At 72.3% G+C, this 16,670-nt stretch carries 12 protein-coding genes; 4 read left to right on the top strand and 8 right to left on the bottom strand.

Features of this window, described 5'->3' with window-relative positions:
- Positions 1 to 78: 78 nt before the first annotated feature.
- From ACZ60T_RS17660 to ACZ60T_RS17650, 3 genes are all read right to left on the bottom strand, one after another.
- Positions 79 to 1,266: an alkaline phosphatase family protein gene (locus ACZ60T_RS17660; protein ID WP_469666675.1), complete on the bottom strand. Its 1,188-nt coding sequence runs from the start codon at positions 1,264 to 1,266 to the stop codon at positions 79 to 81.
- Positions 1,266 to 1,862 (bottom strand): DUF5998 family protein, encoded by a 597-nt coding sequence (locus tag ACZ60T_RS17655; RefSeq protein ID WP_365623808.1) that lies wholly within the window; start codon positions 1,860 to 1,862, stop codon positions 1,266 to 1,268. The genes ACZ60T_RS17660 and ACZ60T_RS17655 overlap by 1 nt, the downstream gene beginning before the upstream one ends.
- 61 nt (positions 1,863 to 1,923) lie before the next feature.
- Entirely contained in the window at positions 1,924 to 4,752 is a 2,829-nt protein-coding gene (locus tag ACZ60T_RS17650; RefSeq protein WP_469666673.1) for a bifunctional acetate--CoA ligase family protein/GNAT family N-acetyltransferase, read from the bottom strand.
- 152 nt (positions 4,753 to 4,904) lie between these two features.
- Here ACZ60T_RS17650 and ACZ60T_RS17645 point away from each other — a divergent pair, with 152 nt between their 5' ends.
- On the top strand, positions 4,905 to 5,186 hold the full coding sequence (locus tag ACZ60T_RS17645) for an HPr family phosphocarrier protein (RefSeq protein ID WP_365623812.1): 282 nt from the start codon (positions 4,905 to 4,907) through the stop codon (positions 5,184 to 5,186).
- A gap of 83 nt (positions 5,187 to 5,269) precedes the next feature.
- On the opposite strand, the gene ACZ60T_RS17640 is transcribed toward ACZ60T_RS17645, so the two are convergent.
- The 3 genes from ACZ60T_RS17640 to ACZ60T_RS17630 form a co-directional block, all read right to left on the bottom strand.
- A complete protein-coding gene (locus ACZ60T_RS17640; protein ID WP_469666672.1) occupies positions 5,270 to 6,028 on the bottom strand; it encodes a M23 family metallopeptidase in 759 nt (252 codons plus the stop codon).
- A 288-nt stretch (positions 6,029 to 6,316) separates the two neighbouring features.
- Positions 6,317 to 7,705, bottom strand: a complete 1,389-nt coding sequence (locus ACZ60T_RS17635; RefSeq protein ID WP_469666671.1) for a M16 family metallopeptidase — start codon at positions 7,703 to 7,705, stop codon at positions 6,317 to 6,319.
- Positions 7,702 to 9,072 (bottom strand): M16 family metallopeptidase, encoded by a 1,371-nt coding sequence (locus ACZ60T_RS17630; protein ID WP_469666670.1) that lies wholly within the window; start codon positions 9,070 to 9,072, stop codon positions 7,702 to 7,704. Before ACZ60T_RS17630 ends, ACZ60T_RS17635 begins: the two co-directional genes overlap by 4 nt.
- A 352-nt stretch (positions 9,073 to 9,424) precedes the next feature.
- Between ACZ60T_RS17630 and ACZ60T_RS17625 the strand changes: the two genes are divergently transcribed.
- Entirely contained in the window at positions 9,425 to 11,881 is a 2,457-nt protein-coding gene (locus tag ACZ60T_RS17625; protein ID WP_469666669.1) for a DNA gyrase/topoisomerase IV subunit A, read from the top strand.
- A 1-nt stretch (position 11,882) separates the two neighbouring features.
- On the opposite strand, the gene ACZ60T_RS17620 is transcribed toward ACZ60T_RS17625, so the two are convergent.
- The gene (locus ACZ60T_RS17620) at positions 11,883 to 12,986 is read right to left on the bottom strand and encodes a CobW family GTP-binding protein (protein WP_469666668.1); all 1,104 of its coding nucleotides are present in this window, start codon (positions 12,984 to 12,986) and stop codon (positions 11,883 to 11,885) included.
- An 89-nt stretch (positions 12,987 to 13,075) separates the two neighbouring features.
- On the bottom strand, positions 13,076 to 14,242 hold the full coding sequence (locus tag ACZ60T_RS17615) for a citrate synthase/methylcitrate synthase (protein WP_469666667.1): 1,167 nt from the start codon (positions 14,240 to 14,242) through the stop codon (positions 13,076 to 13,078).
- Between the two features lie 96 nt (positions 14,243 to 14,338).
- Here ACZ60T_RS17615 and ACZ60T_RS17610 point away from each other — a divergent pair, with 96 nt between their 5' ends.
- Positions 14,339 to 15,595 (top strand): citrate synthase, encoded by a 1,257-nt coding sequence (locus tag ACZ60T_RS17610; RefSeq protein ID WP_469666665.1) that lies wholly within the window; start codon positions 14,339 to 14,341, stop codon positions 15,593 to 15,595.
- An 89-nt stretch (positions 15,596 to 15,684) separates the two neighbouring features.
- Positions 15,685 to 16,635: a sucrase ferredoxin gene (locus tag ACZ60T_RS17605; protein ID WP_469666664.1), complete on the top strand. Its 951-nt coding sequence runs from the start codon at positions 15,685 to 15,687 to the stop codon at positions 16,633 to 16,635.
- The last annotated feature ends 35 nt before the right edge of the window (positions 16,636 to 16,670 follow it).

The following is a 16,670-nucleotide window of genomic DNA, read 5'->3' as shown; positions in this document are numbered from 1 at the left end:
TTGAGGACCTTTCGACGGGAGGCACGGAGGGCGTGGGGACATCGGGGAGCGTACCGGGCGCCGGGGGGCGCCCCGTACTCAGGTGCGGACTTCGAGCAGGGGCACCAGTTGTTCCACGGCCGTCATCGATCCGTGGTTCCCGACCATCGCCGACTCCCTCGGCTCCTGCTCGGAGGCGATGATGAGCACGTCGTCGCGGGCGGCGGCGACCACGTCGCCGATGCGCGCGTACACCCGCTCGTCGATGTGCGGTCCGAACCAGCCCGCCGCGATCGCCTCGTCCCGCGAGGCCACCCAGAACTGCTCGCCGAGCACCTCGCGCCAGCAGGTCAGTACGTCGTTCCCGGCGCCCGGCACGGCGTAGACATGGCGGGCACGGCCTTCGCCGCCGAGCAGGGCCACCCCGGCGCGCAGCTCCCAGTCCGCGTCGAAGTCGATGCGGTGTTCCTCGGTGAAGGGGATGTCGATCATGCCGTGGTCGGCGGTGACGTACAGGGCCGTGCGCGGCGGCAGTTGCTCGGCCAGGCGCTGGGCGAGCCGGTCGACGTACATGAGCTGGCCGCGCCAGGTGTCCGAGTCGACGCCGAAGCGGTGGCCCGCGCCGTCGAGTTCGGCGTAGTACGTGTACACCAACGAGCGGTCGCCCGCGGCCAGTTGCTCGGCCGCGAGGTCCATGCGGTCCTCGCCGGTCAGCCGGCCGTGGAACCGTCCGCCGCTGAGCGCGACCTTGGTCAGCGGGGTGTTCTCGAAGGTCGGGGAGGACACCTGAGCGGTGTGGACGCCCGCCGCGTCCGCGAGCTGGAAGACCGTCGGGTACGGCTGCCAGGCGCGCGGCTCGGTCCAGGGGTTCCAGCGGAGCTGGTTCATCAGCTCGCCGGTCGCGGGGTTGCGCACCGTGTATCCCGGCAGGCCGTGCGCGCCGGGCGGCAGACCGGTGCCGACCGAGGCGAGCGAGGCCGCGGTGGTCGCCGGATAGCCGGCGGTGATCGGGCGGCCGGTACCGCCGCGGGAGGAGGACAGGAGCGAGGCCAGGAAGGGCGCCTCGCCGGGGTGCGCCTTGATCTGCTCCCAGCCGAGGCCGTCGACCAGGAAGACGCAGTTGCGGTCGGCCGGGGTCAGTTCCGTGATGGCGGCGGTCTGACCCGGTACCCCCATGCCCGCGGCCAGCGTGGGCAGGAGGTCGGCCAGCGAGCCGCTGCCGTACTCGGGCAGGGGCGCGGAGTCGAGGGCGAGCGGCTCCGGGTCGTCCCAGGTCGACAGGGCCATCAGCGGGTGATGTCCGCGGTCGCCTCGGAGAGGGACTGCGCGAAGGCGAGCGCCTGGCGCACCGTCTCCGGTCCGTCTCCGGCCTCGCTGACGCGGAGGCTGAGGTCGTCCGCCGTCGCGTTGCCCGTGTAGCCGTGGTCCGCTTCGCAGTTGGGGTCGCCGCAGGCGGCGGGCTCCAGGTCGATACGGGAGACGGCGCCCCAGCCGATGGTCAGGACGACCTCGCGGGGCAGCGTGCCCGGCGTGTAGGACTCGGGGTTGGCGACGACCCGGCTGACGACGACGGACGAGATCCGGCCGAGCTTCACCGACTCCGTCGACGTCGTCGCGTACGGCGTCGGGGAGGTGTCGTCCGCGGCCTGCTCGTCGGTGTGGCTGACGATGAAGCGGTTGCCGGTGAGCACCAGCACGGTCACATGCCGACGCACCTCGTTCGCGTCGAAGGTGGTCTCCTGGTGGACCAGGTACGACCGGATGGGCTCGCCACCCACCGCGGCTTCCACCGCCTCGGCCACGAGAGCCGGGTAGTAGCCGCTGCGCTCGATCGCCGCCCGCAGCCCCTGGGTCGTCGTACTGGTCTTGGCCATGACGTCCATCCTACGGGGACCCACTGACTGCGAGACACCGCTCGTCGCTGTTCAGTACACCGGGAGCGGTTCAGTACACCGGGAGCGTCCGCGGGCCGAGGTCGTCGCGGGCGGGCGGGGGCGCGAGCCGTACGGTGGCGCCGAGGACGCTCAGCCCGCGCGGGGCGACGACGACGGGCTCCAGGGTGACCGCGACCACTTCCGGATGATCATCGACCAGCCGTGACACGCGCAGCATCAGCTCCTCCAGGGCGGCGGTGTCGACGGGGTCGGAGCCGCGCCAGCCGAACAGGAGCGGGGCCGTCCGGATCGACCGGACCAGGGAGGTGGCGTCGCGGTCGGTGACCGGGATCAGCCGGTGCGCGGTGTCGTCGAGCAACTGCGAGGCGGCCCCGGCGAGCCCGAACGACAGGACGGCCCCGGCGGCCGGGTCGATGACCGCGCGGACGATCGTGTCGACACCGCGCGGCGCCATGGCCTGGACGACCGGCCGCACGCGGTCCGGATCGCCGAACAGCTCCGTCAACTCGGCGTAGGCGCGCCGCAGTTGCTCCTCGTCGGCCAGATCCAGCCGTACGCCGCCCAGGTCGGCGCGGTGCCGCAGATGCGGGGCGGTGGCCTTGAGCGCCACCGGGTAGCCGATCGCGCGGGCGGCCTCGGCGGCGGTCTCAGGCGTGGGCGCGGGCAGCGCCCGGCGGACGGGGACGCCGTAGCGCGCGAGCAGGTCGCAGGTCTCGTCCGGGCCGAGCGTCAGCCCCTGCCCGCGCGTGAGCAGCCCGGCGATCAGTTCGGCGGCACCCTTCTCGTCGATGTCCTCGTACTCGGGCACCTTGCCGGGCTCGGCGGCCTCGCGCCGCCACTGCGCGTACTTGACGGCCTCACCGAGCGCCCGGACGGCGCGCTCGGCGGCGGGGTAGGCGGGGATGGGACGGGTCTCCCGCGGCGCCGGGGCGGGCTCCACCGCGGCGGGGGGCCGCTCCTCGGTGCGGCCGGGAGCGCCCCGCTGCGCCTTCGGGGACGTTCCGGCCGCGACGGACAGCGCCTCGGCGAGCCAGCCCAGCTCCACGTGCACCACCAGCACCGGCTTGGCCGGTGCCGCCGCGGCGGCCGACCGGAGGGCCTCCGCGAGGGCCTCGTCCCGGGCCGGGGTCTCGCCGACCGCCGGCATCGCCGTCACGACGACGGCATCGCACGCGTCGTCGGCCAGCGCGGCGGTCAGCGCCCGGTGGAAGTCCTCGGGGGACGCCGCCGTCGTCAGGTCGAGCGGCGGCGCCGGCCGCAGCCCCTCGGCCAGGCAGGCGTCGTAGGTCAGCAGCCCGAGCGACTCGGAGTTCCCGAGGATCGCCACCCGCGGCCCGGCGGGCAGCGGCTGCCGGGCCAGCAGCAGCCCCGCGTCGACCAGTTCGGTGATGGTGTCCACCCGGATCACCCCGGCCTGCCGCAGCAGCGCGGAGACCGTGGCGTGCGGCAGCCGCGTGGCCCGTACGGCATGTCCCTGGGGAGCGCCGCCGTGCCGCGCGCCCTGCACCACGACCAGGGGCTTGGCCGCGGCCGTCCGCCGCGCGAGCCGGGTGAACTTGCGCGGGTTGCCTATGGTCTCCAGGTACATGAGGGCGACGTCGGTGTCCGGGTCGTCGTACCAGTACTGGAGGACGTCGTTGCCGGACACGTCCGCGCGGTTCCCGGAGGAGACGAAGGTCGACACGCCCGTGACCCCGGTGACGCCTCCGCCGCGCCGGTGCAGCCGGGCCAGCAGCGCGATCCCGATGGCGCCGGACTGGGCGAACAGCCCCATGCGCCCGGGGCGCGGCATCTCGGGCGCGAGGGAGGCGTTGAGCCGGATCCCGGGCGAGGTGTTGATGATCCCGAAGGCGTTCGGCCCGATGAGCCGCATCCCGTACGAGCGGACCTGCCGCACCAGTTCCCGCTGCCGCTCGCGGCCGTCGGGGCCGCTCTCGGCGTATCCCGCGGCGACGACCACGAGCCCCTGGACCCCGTGCTCCCCGCACTCGGCGACGACCTCGGGGACGTGCTCCGCGGGGACGGCGACCACGGCGAGGTCGATCGGCTCGGCGATGTCGCGGACGGAGCGGTGGGCGGGGACGCCGTCGAGTTCCCGCTGCTCCGCGGGGAACGCGCCGTTCACCGCGTACAGCCGGCCGGTGAAACCGCCGTCCCTGATGTTGCCGAGGACGCTGCGGCCCACTCCCCCGGGTGTGCGGCCCACACCGATCACGGCGACCGAGCCGGGCGAGAGCAGGCGCTGCACGGACCGCGCCTCGGCGCGCTGCTCACGCGCGCGCTGCACGGCCAGGGAGCGGTCGGTGGGTTCGAGGTCGAACTCCAGGTGGACGACGCCGTCCTCGAAGCTGCGCTTCTGGCGGTATCCGGCGTCCGTGAACACCTTGATCATCTTGGTGTTGGCGGGCAGCACCTCGGCGGTGAACCGGCCGATGCCGCGCTCCCGGGCCACCGCGGCGATGTGTTCGAGGAGCGCGGAGGCGACGCCCCGGCCCTGGTGCGCGTCCTGGACCAGGAAGGCGACCTCGGCCGTGTCGATCTGGCCCTCCGCGGCCGGGGAGGCGGTGGCCGGGAGCCCGCCGCGGACCCGGTCGTAGCGCACGGTCGCGATGAACTCGCCGCCGACCGTGGCCGCGAGCCCCACCCGGTCCACGAAGTCGTGGTGGGTGAAGCGGTGGACGTCCTTGGCGGACAGGCGGGGGTAGGGCGCGAAGAAGCGGTAGTACTTCGACTCGTCCGAGACCTGCTCGTAGAAGCTGACGAGCCGCTCGGCGTCGTCGATGGTGATGGGCCTGATGCGCGCGGTGCCGCCGTCGCGGAGGACCACGTCGGCCTCCCAGTGGGCGGGGTACTCGTGCCGGTCCGACGCGGTCTGCATGGGGCCCAGCGTAAGGCTCGCGCCGGGCAGCGGCGCGAGGCAGGCTGAGGGGACGGAACCGGGGTCCTCCGGGGGCCCCGGTCCGGGCATGCCACAACGGGACATCCTGGTCCAGTCCACCCTGAACAACCTTGATCGAAAGGGCAGCGTCAATGGTTGAGCGTCGCGTCAATGTCGGTTGGGCCGAGGGGCTCCACGCCCGCCCCGCCTCCATCTTCGTCCGGGCCGCCACGGCCTCCGGCGTCCCCATAACCATCGCCAAGGGCGACAGCAACCCCGTCAATGCCGCGTCCATGCTGGCCGTGCTCAGCCTGGGCGCCGAGGGCGGCGAGGAGATCGTCCTCGCCTCCGCCGCCGAGGGGGCGGAGGTCGCGCTGGACCGTCTCGCGAAGCTCGTCGCGGAGGGGCTGGACGAGCTGCCCGAGACGGTCTGAGCCTCGGCCCCGGCCTTGCCCGACAGCGCACCGCGCAGCCGCGTCGGCCGTTCGGCGGTGAACGCGGCTGCGGACGTCGACCGTCAGAGGTGCACGCCGTGGGTCCGCAGATAGGCGACGGGATCGATGTCCGACCCGTAGTCCGCGCTCGTACGGACCTCGAAGTGCAGGTGGGGCCCGGTCACATTGCCGGTGGCGCCGGACAGGGCGATCTGCTCGCCCGGGGTGACGCTCTGGCCCACGTTGACCCCGATGGACGACAGATGGCCGTACTGCGTGTAGGTGCCGTCGTGCATCCTGAGGACGACCTGGTAGCCGTACGCGCCGCCCCAGCCCGCCTCGACGACCGTCCCCGCGCCGACCGCGTGCACCGGCGTCCCCGACGCGGCGTGGAAGTCGATGCCGGTGTGGGTGCCGGAGGACCACAGGGTGCCGCCGCTGCGGTAGGCGGTGGAGACGTACGAACCGGAGATCGGCGCCACGCAGGTGTTCAGGAGCTTGCGCTCGGCCTCGCGGGCGGCGTGCTCCTCGGCCGCGCGCTCCTTCTTCGCCTCGGCCGCGGCCTGCCTGCGCGCGGCCTCGGCGGCCTGCTTGCGCTCCATCGCCCGCTCCTGGGCGGTGGCCTGGGCCTTGATGTGCTCGGCGACCGCGTCACCGACGCTGAGGGCCTGGGTCAGACCGGTCTGCTCGGTCTCGGCGGAGCCGTCGGCCGCGAACGCCGGGGAGGTCAGCGTGCCGATCACGCCCGTGGTGGTGAGTGCCGCGAGACCCATGGCGTTCGTGGTCGTGCGCGTCACGCGCCCTTGCCGACGGTGCTTCCCGGTGGCGCAGGTGAACGCCATAGACGTGGCTGGTCCTTTCCTTCCCTCTCGCCTACCGGGTCAGCGGTGGGGGCGATGGCTGTCCGGTGCCGCGAATGCGGCGTGGTGCCCGACGGACAGCCCGACAGACGCTAAGCGGGCCTTCACATGGTCAACAAACGGATCCCGGAATGTGTAGCGCATCCCACAGGGCAGAGAGGCAACCTCTGTGGCAATCCGGACAAACCCCCAACAGACGGGGCCCTGGTGACGGAAGAGTCACCAGGGCCCGGGTCGGAATCGTCGCCCACGCGTGCGCGGAGCGAGGTGCTACTCGGCCGGTACGACGCTCACTTCGCCGATGCCGAGCGCCTTGACCGGCTCCTCGATCTGCGCCGCGTCACCCACCAGGATGGTCACCAGACGGTCGACCGGGAAGGCGTTCACGACGGCCGCCGTGGCCTCCACCGTGCCCGTGGCGGCGAGCCGCTGATACAGCGTCCCCTGGTAGTCGTCCGGCAGATGCTGCTCGACCTGGTCGGCGAGCGTGCTCGCGACGGCCGCCGCCGTCTCGAACTTCAGCGGCGCCACACCCACCAGGTTCTGCACGGCGACATCGCGCTCGGCGTCCGTCAGCCCTTCGGCGGCCAGGGTGCGCAGCACCTTCCACAGGTCGTCCAGCGCCGGGCCGGTGTTCGGCGTGTCGACGGAGCCGCTGATGGCGAGCATCGCGGCGCCCGTGCCGTCGGGCGCGGAGCGCAGCACCTGGCCGAACGCTCGCACGCCGTAGGTGTAGCCCTTCTCCTCGCGCAGGACGCGGTCCAGGCGGGAGGTGAGCGTGCCGCCGAGGCAGTACGTGCCGAGCACCTGCGCGGGCCACACGCGGTCGTGGCGGTCGGCGCCGATGCGGCCGAGGAGCAGTTGCGTCTGGACGGCGCCGGGGCGGTCCACGATGATCACGCGGCCCCGGTCGTCGGCGGTCACCGGCGGCACGGCGCGCGGCTTGCCCGGCTCCCCCGTCCAGGCGCCGAGCGTGTCCCCGAGCAGCGCGTCGAGGTCGATCCCGGCGAGGTCGCCGACCACGACGACGGTGGACGTCGCCGGGCGTACGTGCCGCTCGTAGAAGGAGCGGACCGCCGCGGAGTCGATGGTCGAGACCGTCTCCTCGGTGCCCTGGCGGGGGCGCGACATCCGCGAGGACGCCGGGAACAGGTTCCTGGACAGTTCCTTGGCGGCGCGGCGGGCCGGGTTCGCGGTCTCGTGCGGGATCTCGTCGAGACGGTTGCGCACCAGGCGTTCGATCTCGCTGTCCGCGAACGCCGGGGTGCGCAGGGCGTCGGCGAGCAGTCCGAGCCCCTTCGCCAGGCGCGAGGCGGGCACTTCGAGGGAGATACGGACGCCGGGGTGGTCCGCGTGCGCGTCGAGCGTGGCGCCGCAGCGCTCCAGTTCGGCGGCGAACTCCTCGGCGGAGTGCCGGTCGGTGCCCTCGGAGAAGGCGCGCGCCATGATCGTGGCGACACCGTCGAGACCGGCCGGCTCGGCGTCCAGGGGCGCGTCGAGGAGCACCTCGACGGCGACGACCTGCTGTCCGGGACGGTGACAGCGCAGCAGGGTCAGGCCGTTGTCGAGCGTGCCGCGCTCGGGCGCGGGGAAGGCCCAGGGCCGGGCCTGGCCGGGCTGGGGCTGCGGGTGGAAGTCCATGGTCGCGAGCTCGGTCACTTCGCCGACTCCTCGTCGTTGCTGGCGCCTTCGGCGGCGGTCGTTCCGGCTTCCGGGGTCTCGGCCGCGACCGGCTCGTACACGAGCACCGCGCGGTTGTCCGGGCGCAGGCGGGCCTGGGCGACCTCCCGCACCTCCTCGGCGGTGACCGCGAGGACGCGCTGCACGGCGGTCAGGGCGAGCTGCGGGTCGCCGAACAGCACGGCGTACCGGCACAGTTCGTCGGCGCGCCCGGCGACCGTACCGAGGCGGTCCAGCCACTCGCGCTCCAACTGGGCCTGGGCGCGCTCCATTTCCTCGTCCGTGGGGCCCTCTTCGGCGAACCGGGCCAGCTCCTCGTCGATGGCGGTCTCGATGACCGGCACCTCATAGTCGCCGGAGGTCTTCACGTCCAGCCAGCCCAGGGAGGGCGCACCGGCGAGCCGCAGCAGGCCGAACCCGGCGGCCACGGCCGTACGGTCGCGCCGTACGAGCCGGTTGTAGAGGCGGGAGGACTCGCCGCCGCCGAGGATCGTGAGCGCCACGTCGGCCGCGTCGCACGCGCGCGTGCCGTCCTGCGGCAGCCGGTAGGCGGCCATCAGGGCGCGCGCCGGGACCTCCTCCTCGATGACCTCGCGCACCTGCTCGCCGATGACGTCGGGCAGCGAGCCGTCGCGGGGCTCGGGCTTGCCGTCGTGGGACGGGATGGACCCGAAGTACTTCTCGATCCAGGCGAGGGTCTGCTCGGGGTCGATGTCGCCGACGACGGACAGGACCGCGTTGTTGGGCGCGTAGTACGTGCGGAAGAAGGCGCGCGCGTCCTCCAGCGTGGCCGCGTCCAGGTCCGCCATCGAGCCGATCGGCGTGTGATGGTACGGGTGGCCATGCGGGGACGAGAGGGCGGTGAGCTTCTCGAAGGCGGTGCCGTACGGGACGTTGTCGTAGCGCTGGCGGCGCTCGTTCTTCACGACGTCCCGCTGGTTCTCCATGGACTCGTCGTCGAGCGCGGCGAGCAGGGAGCCCATGCGGTCGGCCTCCAGCCAGAGGGCGAGCTCCAGCTGATGGGTCGGCATGGTCTCGAAGTAGTTGGTGCGCTCGAAGCTGGTGGTGCCGTTGAGCGAGCCGCCCGCGCCCTGCACCAGTTCGAAGTGGCCGTTGCCCTCGACCTGTCCCGAGCCCTGGAACATCAGGTGCTCGAAGAGGTGGGCGAGACCCGTGCGCCCCTTGACCTCGTGGCGCGAGCCGACGTCGTACCAGAGGCACACCGCCGCGACCGGGGTCAGGTGGTCCTCGGAGAGCACCACGCGCAGACCGTTGGCCAGGCGGTGCTCGGTCGCTGTCAGGCCGCCGGAGCCTGCCTCGGCTGTGGCCGTGTGACCCATGGGCATGTACGTCCCTTCGATCGCGGAAGCTGTCGCGGAAACCGCGGTTTCCTGCCGTTCCTGTCACTGTATGCAAGCGTGTGGACCGCTGGCGAAGTTCCCGGGCGGCATACACCCTGAGCGAGACCAGGATTACGGGGGGTGGGGTACGCGCAGCCGGTTGACGTGCCGGGCCTCGCACCCCCTCGCCGACCTCCTCGTCGCGCCCCGTCGTCGTGCTCGGGAGAGGGCCGTCGTCGTGCTCGGAAGCGGGCCGGAGGGAAGGGGCATGGTCCGCGTTGTCAGTGCGGCGGTCCACAATGGTCCGCGACAGACGTTCGTTCATTGCCCAGCGCAGACTGTGAAGGAGCCGGCAGCGATGGCCCGCCGCAGCACGAAGACCCCGCCGCCCGACGACGCGTACGAGGAGAAGATCCTCGACATCGACGTCGTCGACGAGATGCAGGGCTCCTTCCTGGAATACGCGTACTCGGTCATCTACTCCAGGGCCCTGCCGGACGCGCGTGACGGCCTCAAGCCGGTGCACCGGCGGATCGTCTACCAGATGAACGAGATGGGGCTGCGCCCCGAGCGCGGCTATGTGAAGTGCGCCCGCGTCGTCGGCGAGGTCATGGGCAAGCTGCATCCGCACGGCGACGCGTCGATCTACGACGCCCTGGTGCGCCTGGCCCAGCCGTTCTCGATGCGTGTCCCCCTGGTCGACGGCCACGGCAACTTCGGTTCGCTGGGCAACGACGACCCGCCGGCCGCCATGCGGTACACCGAGTGCCGGATGGCCGAGGCGACGAGCCTGATGACCGAGTCGATCGACGAGGACACGGTCGACTTCGCGCCCAACTACGACGGCCAGGAGAAGGAGCCGGTGGCCCTGCCCGCCGCCTTCCCGAACCTCCTGGTGAACGGCTCGTCGGGCATCGCGGTCGGCATGGCCACGAACATGCCGCCGCACAACCTGCGCGAAGTGATCGCCGCCGCCCGCCATCTGATCCGGTATCCGAACGCGGATCTGGACGCCCTGATGAAGCACGTCCCGGGCCCCGATCTGCCCACCGGCGGCAGGATCGTCGGCCTCTCCGGGATCCGCGACGCCTACGAGAGCGGGCGCGGCACGTTCAAGATCCGGGCCACGGTGTCCGTGGAGAACGTGACGGCGCGCCGCAAGGGCCTCGTCGTCACGGAGTTGCCCTTCACGGTCGGCCCGGAGAAGGTGATCGCCAAGATCAAGGACCTGGTCGGCGCGAAGAAGCTCCAGGGCATCGCCGACGTCAAGGACCTCACCGACCGTGAGCACGGTCTGCGGCTGGTCATCGAGATCAAGAACGGCTTCGTGCCGGAGGCGGTCCTCGAGCAGCTCTACAAGCTGACGCCGATGGAGGACTCCTTCGGCATCAACAACGTCGCCCTGGTCGACGGGCAGCCGCTCACGCTGGGGCTCAAGGAGCTGCTGGAGGTCTATCTCGACCACCGCTTCACGGTCGTGCGGCGCCGCTCTGAGTTCCGCCGCGGCAAGCGGCGCGACCGTCTCCACCTGGTCGAGGGCCTGCTCACGGCGCTGGTGGACATCGACGAGGTCATCCGGCTGATCCGCTCCAGCGAGAACTCCGCCCAGGCGAAGGAGCGTCTGATGCGGCGCTTCTCGCTGAGCGAGATCCAGACGCAGTACATCCTCGACACCCCGCTGCGCCGTCTGACCAAGTACGACCGCATCGAGCTGGAGGCGGAGAAGGACCGGCTCGTCGCCGAGATCGAGGAGCTGACCCGGATCCTGGAGTCGGACGCGGAGCTGCGCAAGCTGGTCTCCACGGAACTGGCCGCGGTGGCCAAGAAGTTCGGCTCGGAGCGGCGCACGGTGCTGCTGGAGTCCTCCGGTGCCCCGGCCCCGACGGCCTCGCTCCAGGTCGAGGACGCCCCGTGCCGGGTGCTGCTGTCGTCGACGGGTCTGCTGGCCCGTACGGCGAACGGCGACCCGTTCACGGAGGACACGGACGGCAGGCGCGCGAAGCACGACGTGATCGTCTCCATGGCCCCGGCGACGGCCCGCGGCGAGGTGGGCGTGGTGACGTCCGCGGGACGGCTGCTGCGCCTGAACGTGATCGACCTCCCGCAACTGCCGGAGACGGCGGCCCGGCCGAGCCTGTCCGGAGGCGCCCCGGTCTCGGAGTTCGTCTCCCTGGACGCGGACGAGACGGTGGTCTGTCTCACGACGCTGGACGAGTCCTCGCCGGGCCTCGCGCTCGGTACGGAACAGGGCGTCGTCAAGCGTGTGGTGCCCGACTACCCGTCCAACAAGGAGGAGTTGGAGGTCATCACGCTGAAGGACGATGACCGGATCGTCGGCGCGGTCGAACTGCGGACCGGCGAGGAGGACCTGGTCTTCATCACGGACGACGCTCAACTGCTGCGCTACCAGGCCTCCCAGGTGCGCCCGCAGGGCCGTCCCGCGGGTGGCATGGCCGGGATCAAGCTCCCGGCCGGTGTGAAGGTGATCTCCTTCACGGCGGTGGATCCGGCGGCGGACGCGGTGGTCGTGACGGTCGCCGGTTCGCGCGGCACGCTGGACGACTCGGTCCAGACGACGGGCAAGATGACGCCCTTCGACCAGTATCCGCGCAAGGGCCGTGCCACGGGCGGTGTGCGCTGCCAGCGGTTCCTGAAGGGCGAGGACTGTCTCTCGTTCGCCTGGGCGGGTGCGGCGCCGGCCCGGGCCACGCAGAAGAACGGCACTCCGGCCGACCTGCCGGATCCGGACCCGCGGCGCGACGGTTCGGGCCTGTCGCTGCCGAAGACGATCGCGGCGGTGGCGACGGAGCTGTAGCTCAGCCGTCGAGGCGGCCGGGGCTCCCGTGAGCTTCGGCCACCTCGTCCCGCTCCTCGTCCGGCTCCTTGTCCTGCACGTAGCGGAGGACGCCCCACATGCCGCGCTCGTCGGCGTGCGGGGCACCGTCCGCGCAGGCCTCCAACTCCTTGAGCAGGGCGTCGGTGTCGATGCCGGAGCCGATGAGCACGAGCTGGGTGAGCCGCTCGGCGCCCGCCTTCCACGGCTCCGGGTAGAACCGCAGGAACCGCCCCACGGCATGCACGGCGTACCGGTTGCGTGGATCGGCCGCGCCGAAGTCGACGTATCCCTTGATCCGGTAGAGGCCTTCCGGCCTGCTGTCGAGGAAGTCCAGCAGCCGCCGGGGGTCCAGCGGTGTGCCGGAGCGGAAGGAGACGCTCTCGTATCCCGTGTGCAGATGGGTGTGCGCGGGGTCGTCCGGCCCGTGCTCGTGCCGGTGGAGGTCGTCGAAGGAGAGCTGGCCGATCCGCTCCTCGGCCGGTCGGCAGTCGAAGAGGAACTCGGGGTCGACGCGCCCGTGGACGGCCGGGACGACGGCGGCCCGGTCGGCGAGCGACCGGACGAGTCCGAGAACGCGCTCGCTGTCCTCGGCGCGGTCGGTCTTGTTGACCACGACGAGGTCGGCGAGCGCGAGATGGCGGTCGAGTTCGGGATGGAGCGCGCGGGTGGCGTCGAACTCCACCGCGTCGACGACCTCGACCAGTCCGCCGTAGACGACACGCGGCTGCTCGCTGGCGAGCACCATGCGCACCAGTTCCTGGGGTTCGGCCAGCCCGCTGGCCTCGATGACGATGACATCGATACCGGCCGCGGGCTGGGCGAGACGGTCGAGGTACAGGTCGAGTTCGCTCGCGTCGACGGCGCAGCACAGACATCCGTTGCCGAGGGAGACGGTGGAGTCCCCGAGCGCCCCGGCCACGGCCATCGCGTCGATCTCGATGTCCCCGAAGTCGTTGACGACGGCCCCGATGCGGCTGCCCCCACTGTGATGCAGAAGGTGGTTGAGCAACGTGGTCTTGCCCGACCCGAGGAATCCGGCGAGGACAACGACCGGAATCTGCCGCAGGCCCGACTTCTGACTCAACGCCCGTCCCTTCTCACACCGTACGCGTTCGCATGCCGACCCAGGATACGAGTGGCCGGGGAGCGCTCGCGGCGAACGGGCCGGGGCGCTCAGGCCACCGCCGGGACCGCGACCGGTGGCACCGGGCCCACGTACCGGGCGGCCGGGCGGATGATCTTCGAATCCTCCGCCTGTTCCAGGATGTTGGCGCTCCAGCCGACCACGCGGGCCGTCGCGAAGGTGGGCGTGAACATCTCGCGCGGCAGGCCACAGAGTTCCATCACCACGCCCGCGTAGAACTCCACGTTCGTGTGCAGCTCCCGGCCGGGCTTCAGTTCGGCCAGGATGGCTTCCACCTGGCGCTCGACCTCGACGGCGAAGTCGACGAGGGGGCCGCCGAACCGCTCGGCGATACCGCGGAGCATGCGGGAGCGGGGGTCCTCGGTGCGGTAGACGGGGTGGCCGAAGCCCATGATGCGCTCGCCCGCGAGGACGCGTTCGCGGATCCAGGGGTCGATGCGGTCGGGGGTGCCGATCGCGTCGAGAGTGTCGAGCGCGCGGCTCGGCGCGCCCCCGTGGAGGGGGCCGGAGAGGGCGCCGACGGCCCCGGTCAGGGCCGCCGCGACGTCGGCCCCGGTCGAGGCGATCACTCGCGCGGTGAAGGTTGATGCATTGAATCCATGATCAATGGTTGAGATCAAGTATTGCTCGACCGCCCGTGCCCGCGCGGCGTCGGGTTCCGAACCCGTCAACATGTACAGGTAGTTCGCGGCGTGGGGCAGATCCTCCCTCGGTTCGACGGGATCAAGACCGCGGCCCAGCCGGTACAGCGCGGTCAACAGCGTCGGGACGGCCGCAGCGGCCGCGACGGCGTCCTCCCGGCGCTGCTCCGCGTCGATGTCGTACACCGGCCGGAACCCCTGGGCGGCGCCGAGCAGGGAGAGCGTCGTACGCAGGCCCGCCAGCGGGCCGGAACCGCTGCTCGCGGCGGCCACGGCGGGCAGCGCGGCCCGTACGTCGTCGGGCAGGCGGCGCAGCTTCGCCGTCCGCGCGGCGAACGCGGACCGCTGTGCCGCGTCCGGCAGTTCGCCGTGGACCATCAGGTGCCACACGTCCTCGAAGCCGCGGGTCTGCGCGAGTTCGACGGCCGAATACTGACGGTAGTGATAGAAGCCTTCGCGTCCTCTGACGTCACCCAATGCGGTGTCGGTGACGACGACACCCGCGAGGCCTCGCGGAACGTCGACAGCGGTGGACGCGGCCCTGTTGATCGGCATCTTCCCTCCTTGGACTTGATCCGACTGTCCATGGTTGACGATATCTCTGTCAATATTGATTCAATCAATACATCATCCATGGGTACCGTGTCGGCCATGAGGGATCAAGAAGCGGCTCCCGGTCACCACGAGACCCGGCTCACCACCAAGGAGACGGCCGAACTGCTGGGCGTGAAGCCCGAGACGGTCTACGCGTACGTCAGCCGCGGCCAGCTCAGCAGCCGACGCGAGCCCGGCGGGCGCGGCAGCACCTTCGACGCCAAGGAGGTGACCGCGCTCGCCCGGCGCAACCGGCGTGAGTCGGGCGGAAGTTCGACCACCGGCGGCGAGCTCTCGGTCCGTACCGGCGTCACTCTGATCGACACGGACCGGTACTACTACCGCGGCGTCGACGCGACCGACCTGGCCGCGCGCCACTCCTACGAGAAGATCGCCGAGTGGCTGTGGACCGGACGCATGCGGTCCGGTACCACCTTCACCGCACCCGACACCTCCGTCGCCGTCGCCCGGCGCGCCGTGAACGCGCTGCCCGAACACAGCGGCCCCACCGACCAGTTGCGGGTCGCGACGATCGCGGCGGCCACCGCGGACCCGCTCCGCTTCGACCTGTCGCCGGACGCGGTCATCGGCACGGCCCGCGCCCTCATCCCCACCCTCGTCGCCGCGCTCCCGCCACTGCGGCACGACCACCGCGACACGGGGCCTCTGGCCCAGCGCCTGTGGGCGCGACTGAGCGGGCGCGATCCTGACGAGGCGTCACTTCGCGTGCTGGACACGGCACTCGGCCTGCTCATCGACCACGACCTGGCCGCCTCGACTCTCGCGGTCCGCGTCGCCGCCTCCGCCCGCGCCCACGCGTACGCCGCCGTCTCGGCCGGACTGGGCGTCCTGGAGGGCCCCCTGCACGGAGCGGCCAGCGGCCTCGCGCACCGGATGCTGTTCGACGTCCTGGACCTGGGCACCGCGGTACCCGTGATCGCCGACGAACTGCGCGCCGGACGCCGGGTCCCCGGGCTCGGACACCGGCTGTACCCCGGCGAGGACCCACGCGCGCGTGCCCTCTTCGCGCTCCTGGAGGAGGTACCGGACGCGGCACCGGCCCTCGCGGCGGCCCGGGACATCGTGGCCACGACGGCCCGTCACACGCCCCTGCACGCCAACGTCGACCTGGCGCTGGCCGTCCTCACCGTCTCCTTCGGGATGGCCCCCACGGCGGGCGAGACCGTCTTCGCGATCGCGCGCACGGCCGGCTGGATCGCTCACACCCTGGAGGAGTACGAGGAACGCCCGCTGCGCATGCGCCCGAGCGGGCACTACGTAGGGCCGCGTCCGCCGCAGCCGCTCCCCGCGTGAACACCTCGCGCGAGCACCCGGCGTGAGCACCTCGCCCCGCTCGCGCGGCCGGAAATCACCGCGGACGAAGTCAGGTTAGGCTCACCTGTGTGAGTACGTGCACCGCCGCCTCCCGGCACCTCGACGAGCCACTGGCCGGGACCGCGGCGACCGCGCGGACCTGGCTGCTGCTGGAACAGCCCGGCCCGTGGGGCGCCAAGGCGCTCACCTCCAGCCATCTGGATCCGGCGCTCGGCCGCGCCCTCGAAGCCGCCGCGGAGGACACCGGCGTACGGGTCGCGCTCATCCGCCGCCCCGGCCGCCACGCCGACTGCGGTACACCTGCCGTACGGCAGGTGTACGCGGCGCACACCGTCCCGGGACGCACCTGGCTGTACAGCGCCACGACGGCCACGCCGGAACGGCTGCTCGACCTGGACTTCGCCGCGCTCGGCGACGGCGACCCGCACACCGTCGACGTGGTGCTCCAAGGACGGCCCCACACCGGCGATCCGCTCGCGCTCGTCTGCACCAACGGCAAGCGGGACCGCTGCTGCGCCCTGCTGGGCCGCCCCCTCGCGGCCGAGCTGTCCGCCTCCGGAGTGGACGGTGTCTGGGAGGTGACCCACCTGGGCGGCCACCGCTTCGCGCCCACGCTGCTCGTCCTGCCGTTCGGGTACGCCTACGGGCGGGCGCAGGCCCCCCACGTCAAGGAGATCCTCCAGGGGGTGCGGGAGGGCCGGGTCGTGGTTGAGGGCTGCCGCGGCGGCTCGGCCTGGGAGCGGCCCGCCCAGGCCGCCGAACTCGCGGTGCGCACCGCGGCCCGTGAAGACGCCGCGAACACGCTGACCGTCGTCCGCGTCGAGGGCGCCGCACCGCGCTGGGAGGTCGAGGTCGCCCACGCCGACGGCCGTCGGTGGCGCGTCGTCGTGGCGCGGGGCGCCTCGCTGCCGCCGCGCCCGGAGAGCTGCGGCTCGGCGCTCGGTTCGCCGGCGCGGATGGACGTGGTGTCGGTACGGGAGCTGCGCCTCGACGACCGCGCGGGCACCGCGCACGGCTGAGGCAGGGCAGGGCGCGCACGGCTGGGGCAGGGGCG

This window comes from Streptomyces sp. NPDC104371 (genome assembly GCF_055583785.1).
Note: the sequence above shows the minus strand (reverse complement) of the source record. Positions and strands in the feature narration are given on the sequence as shown.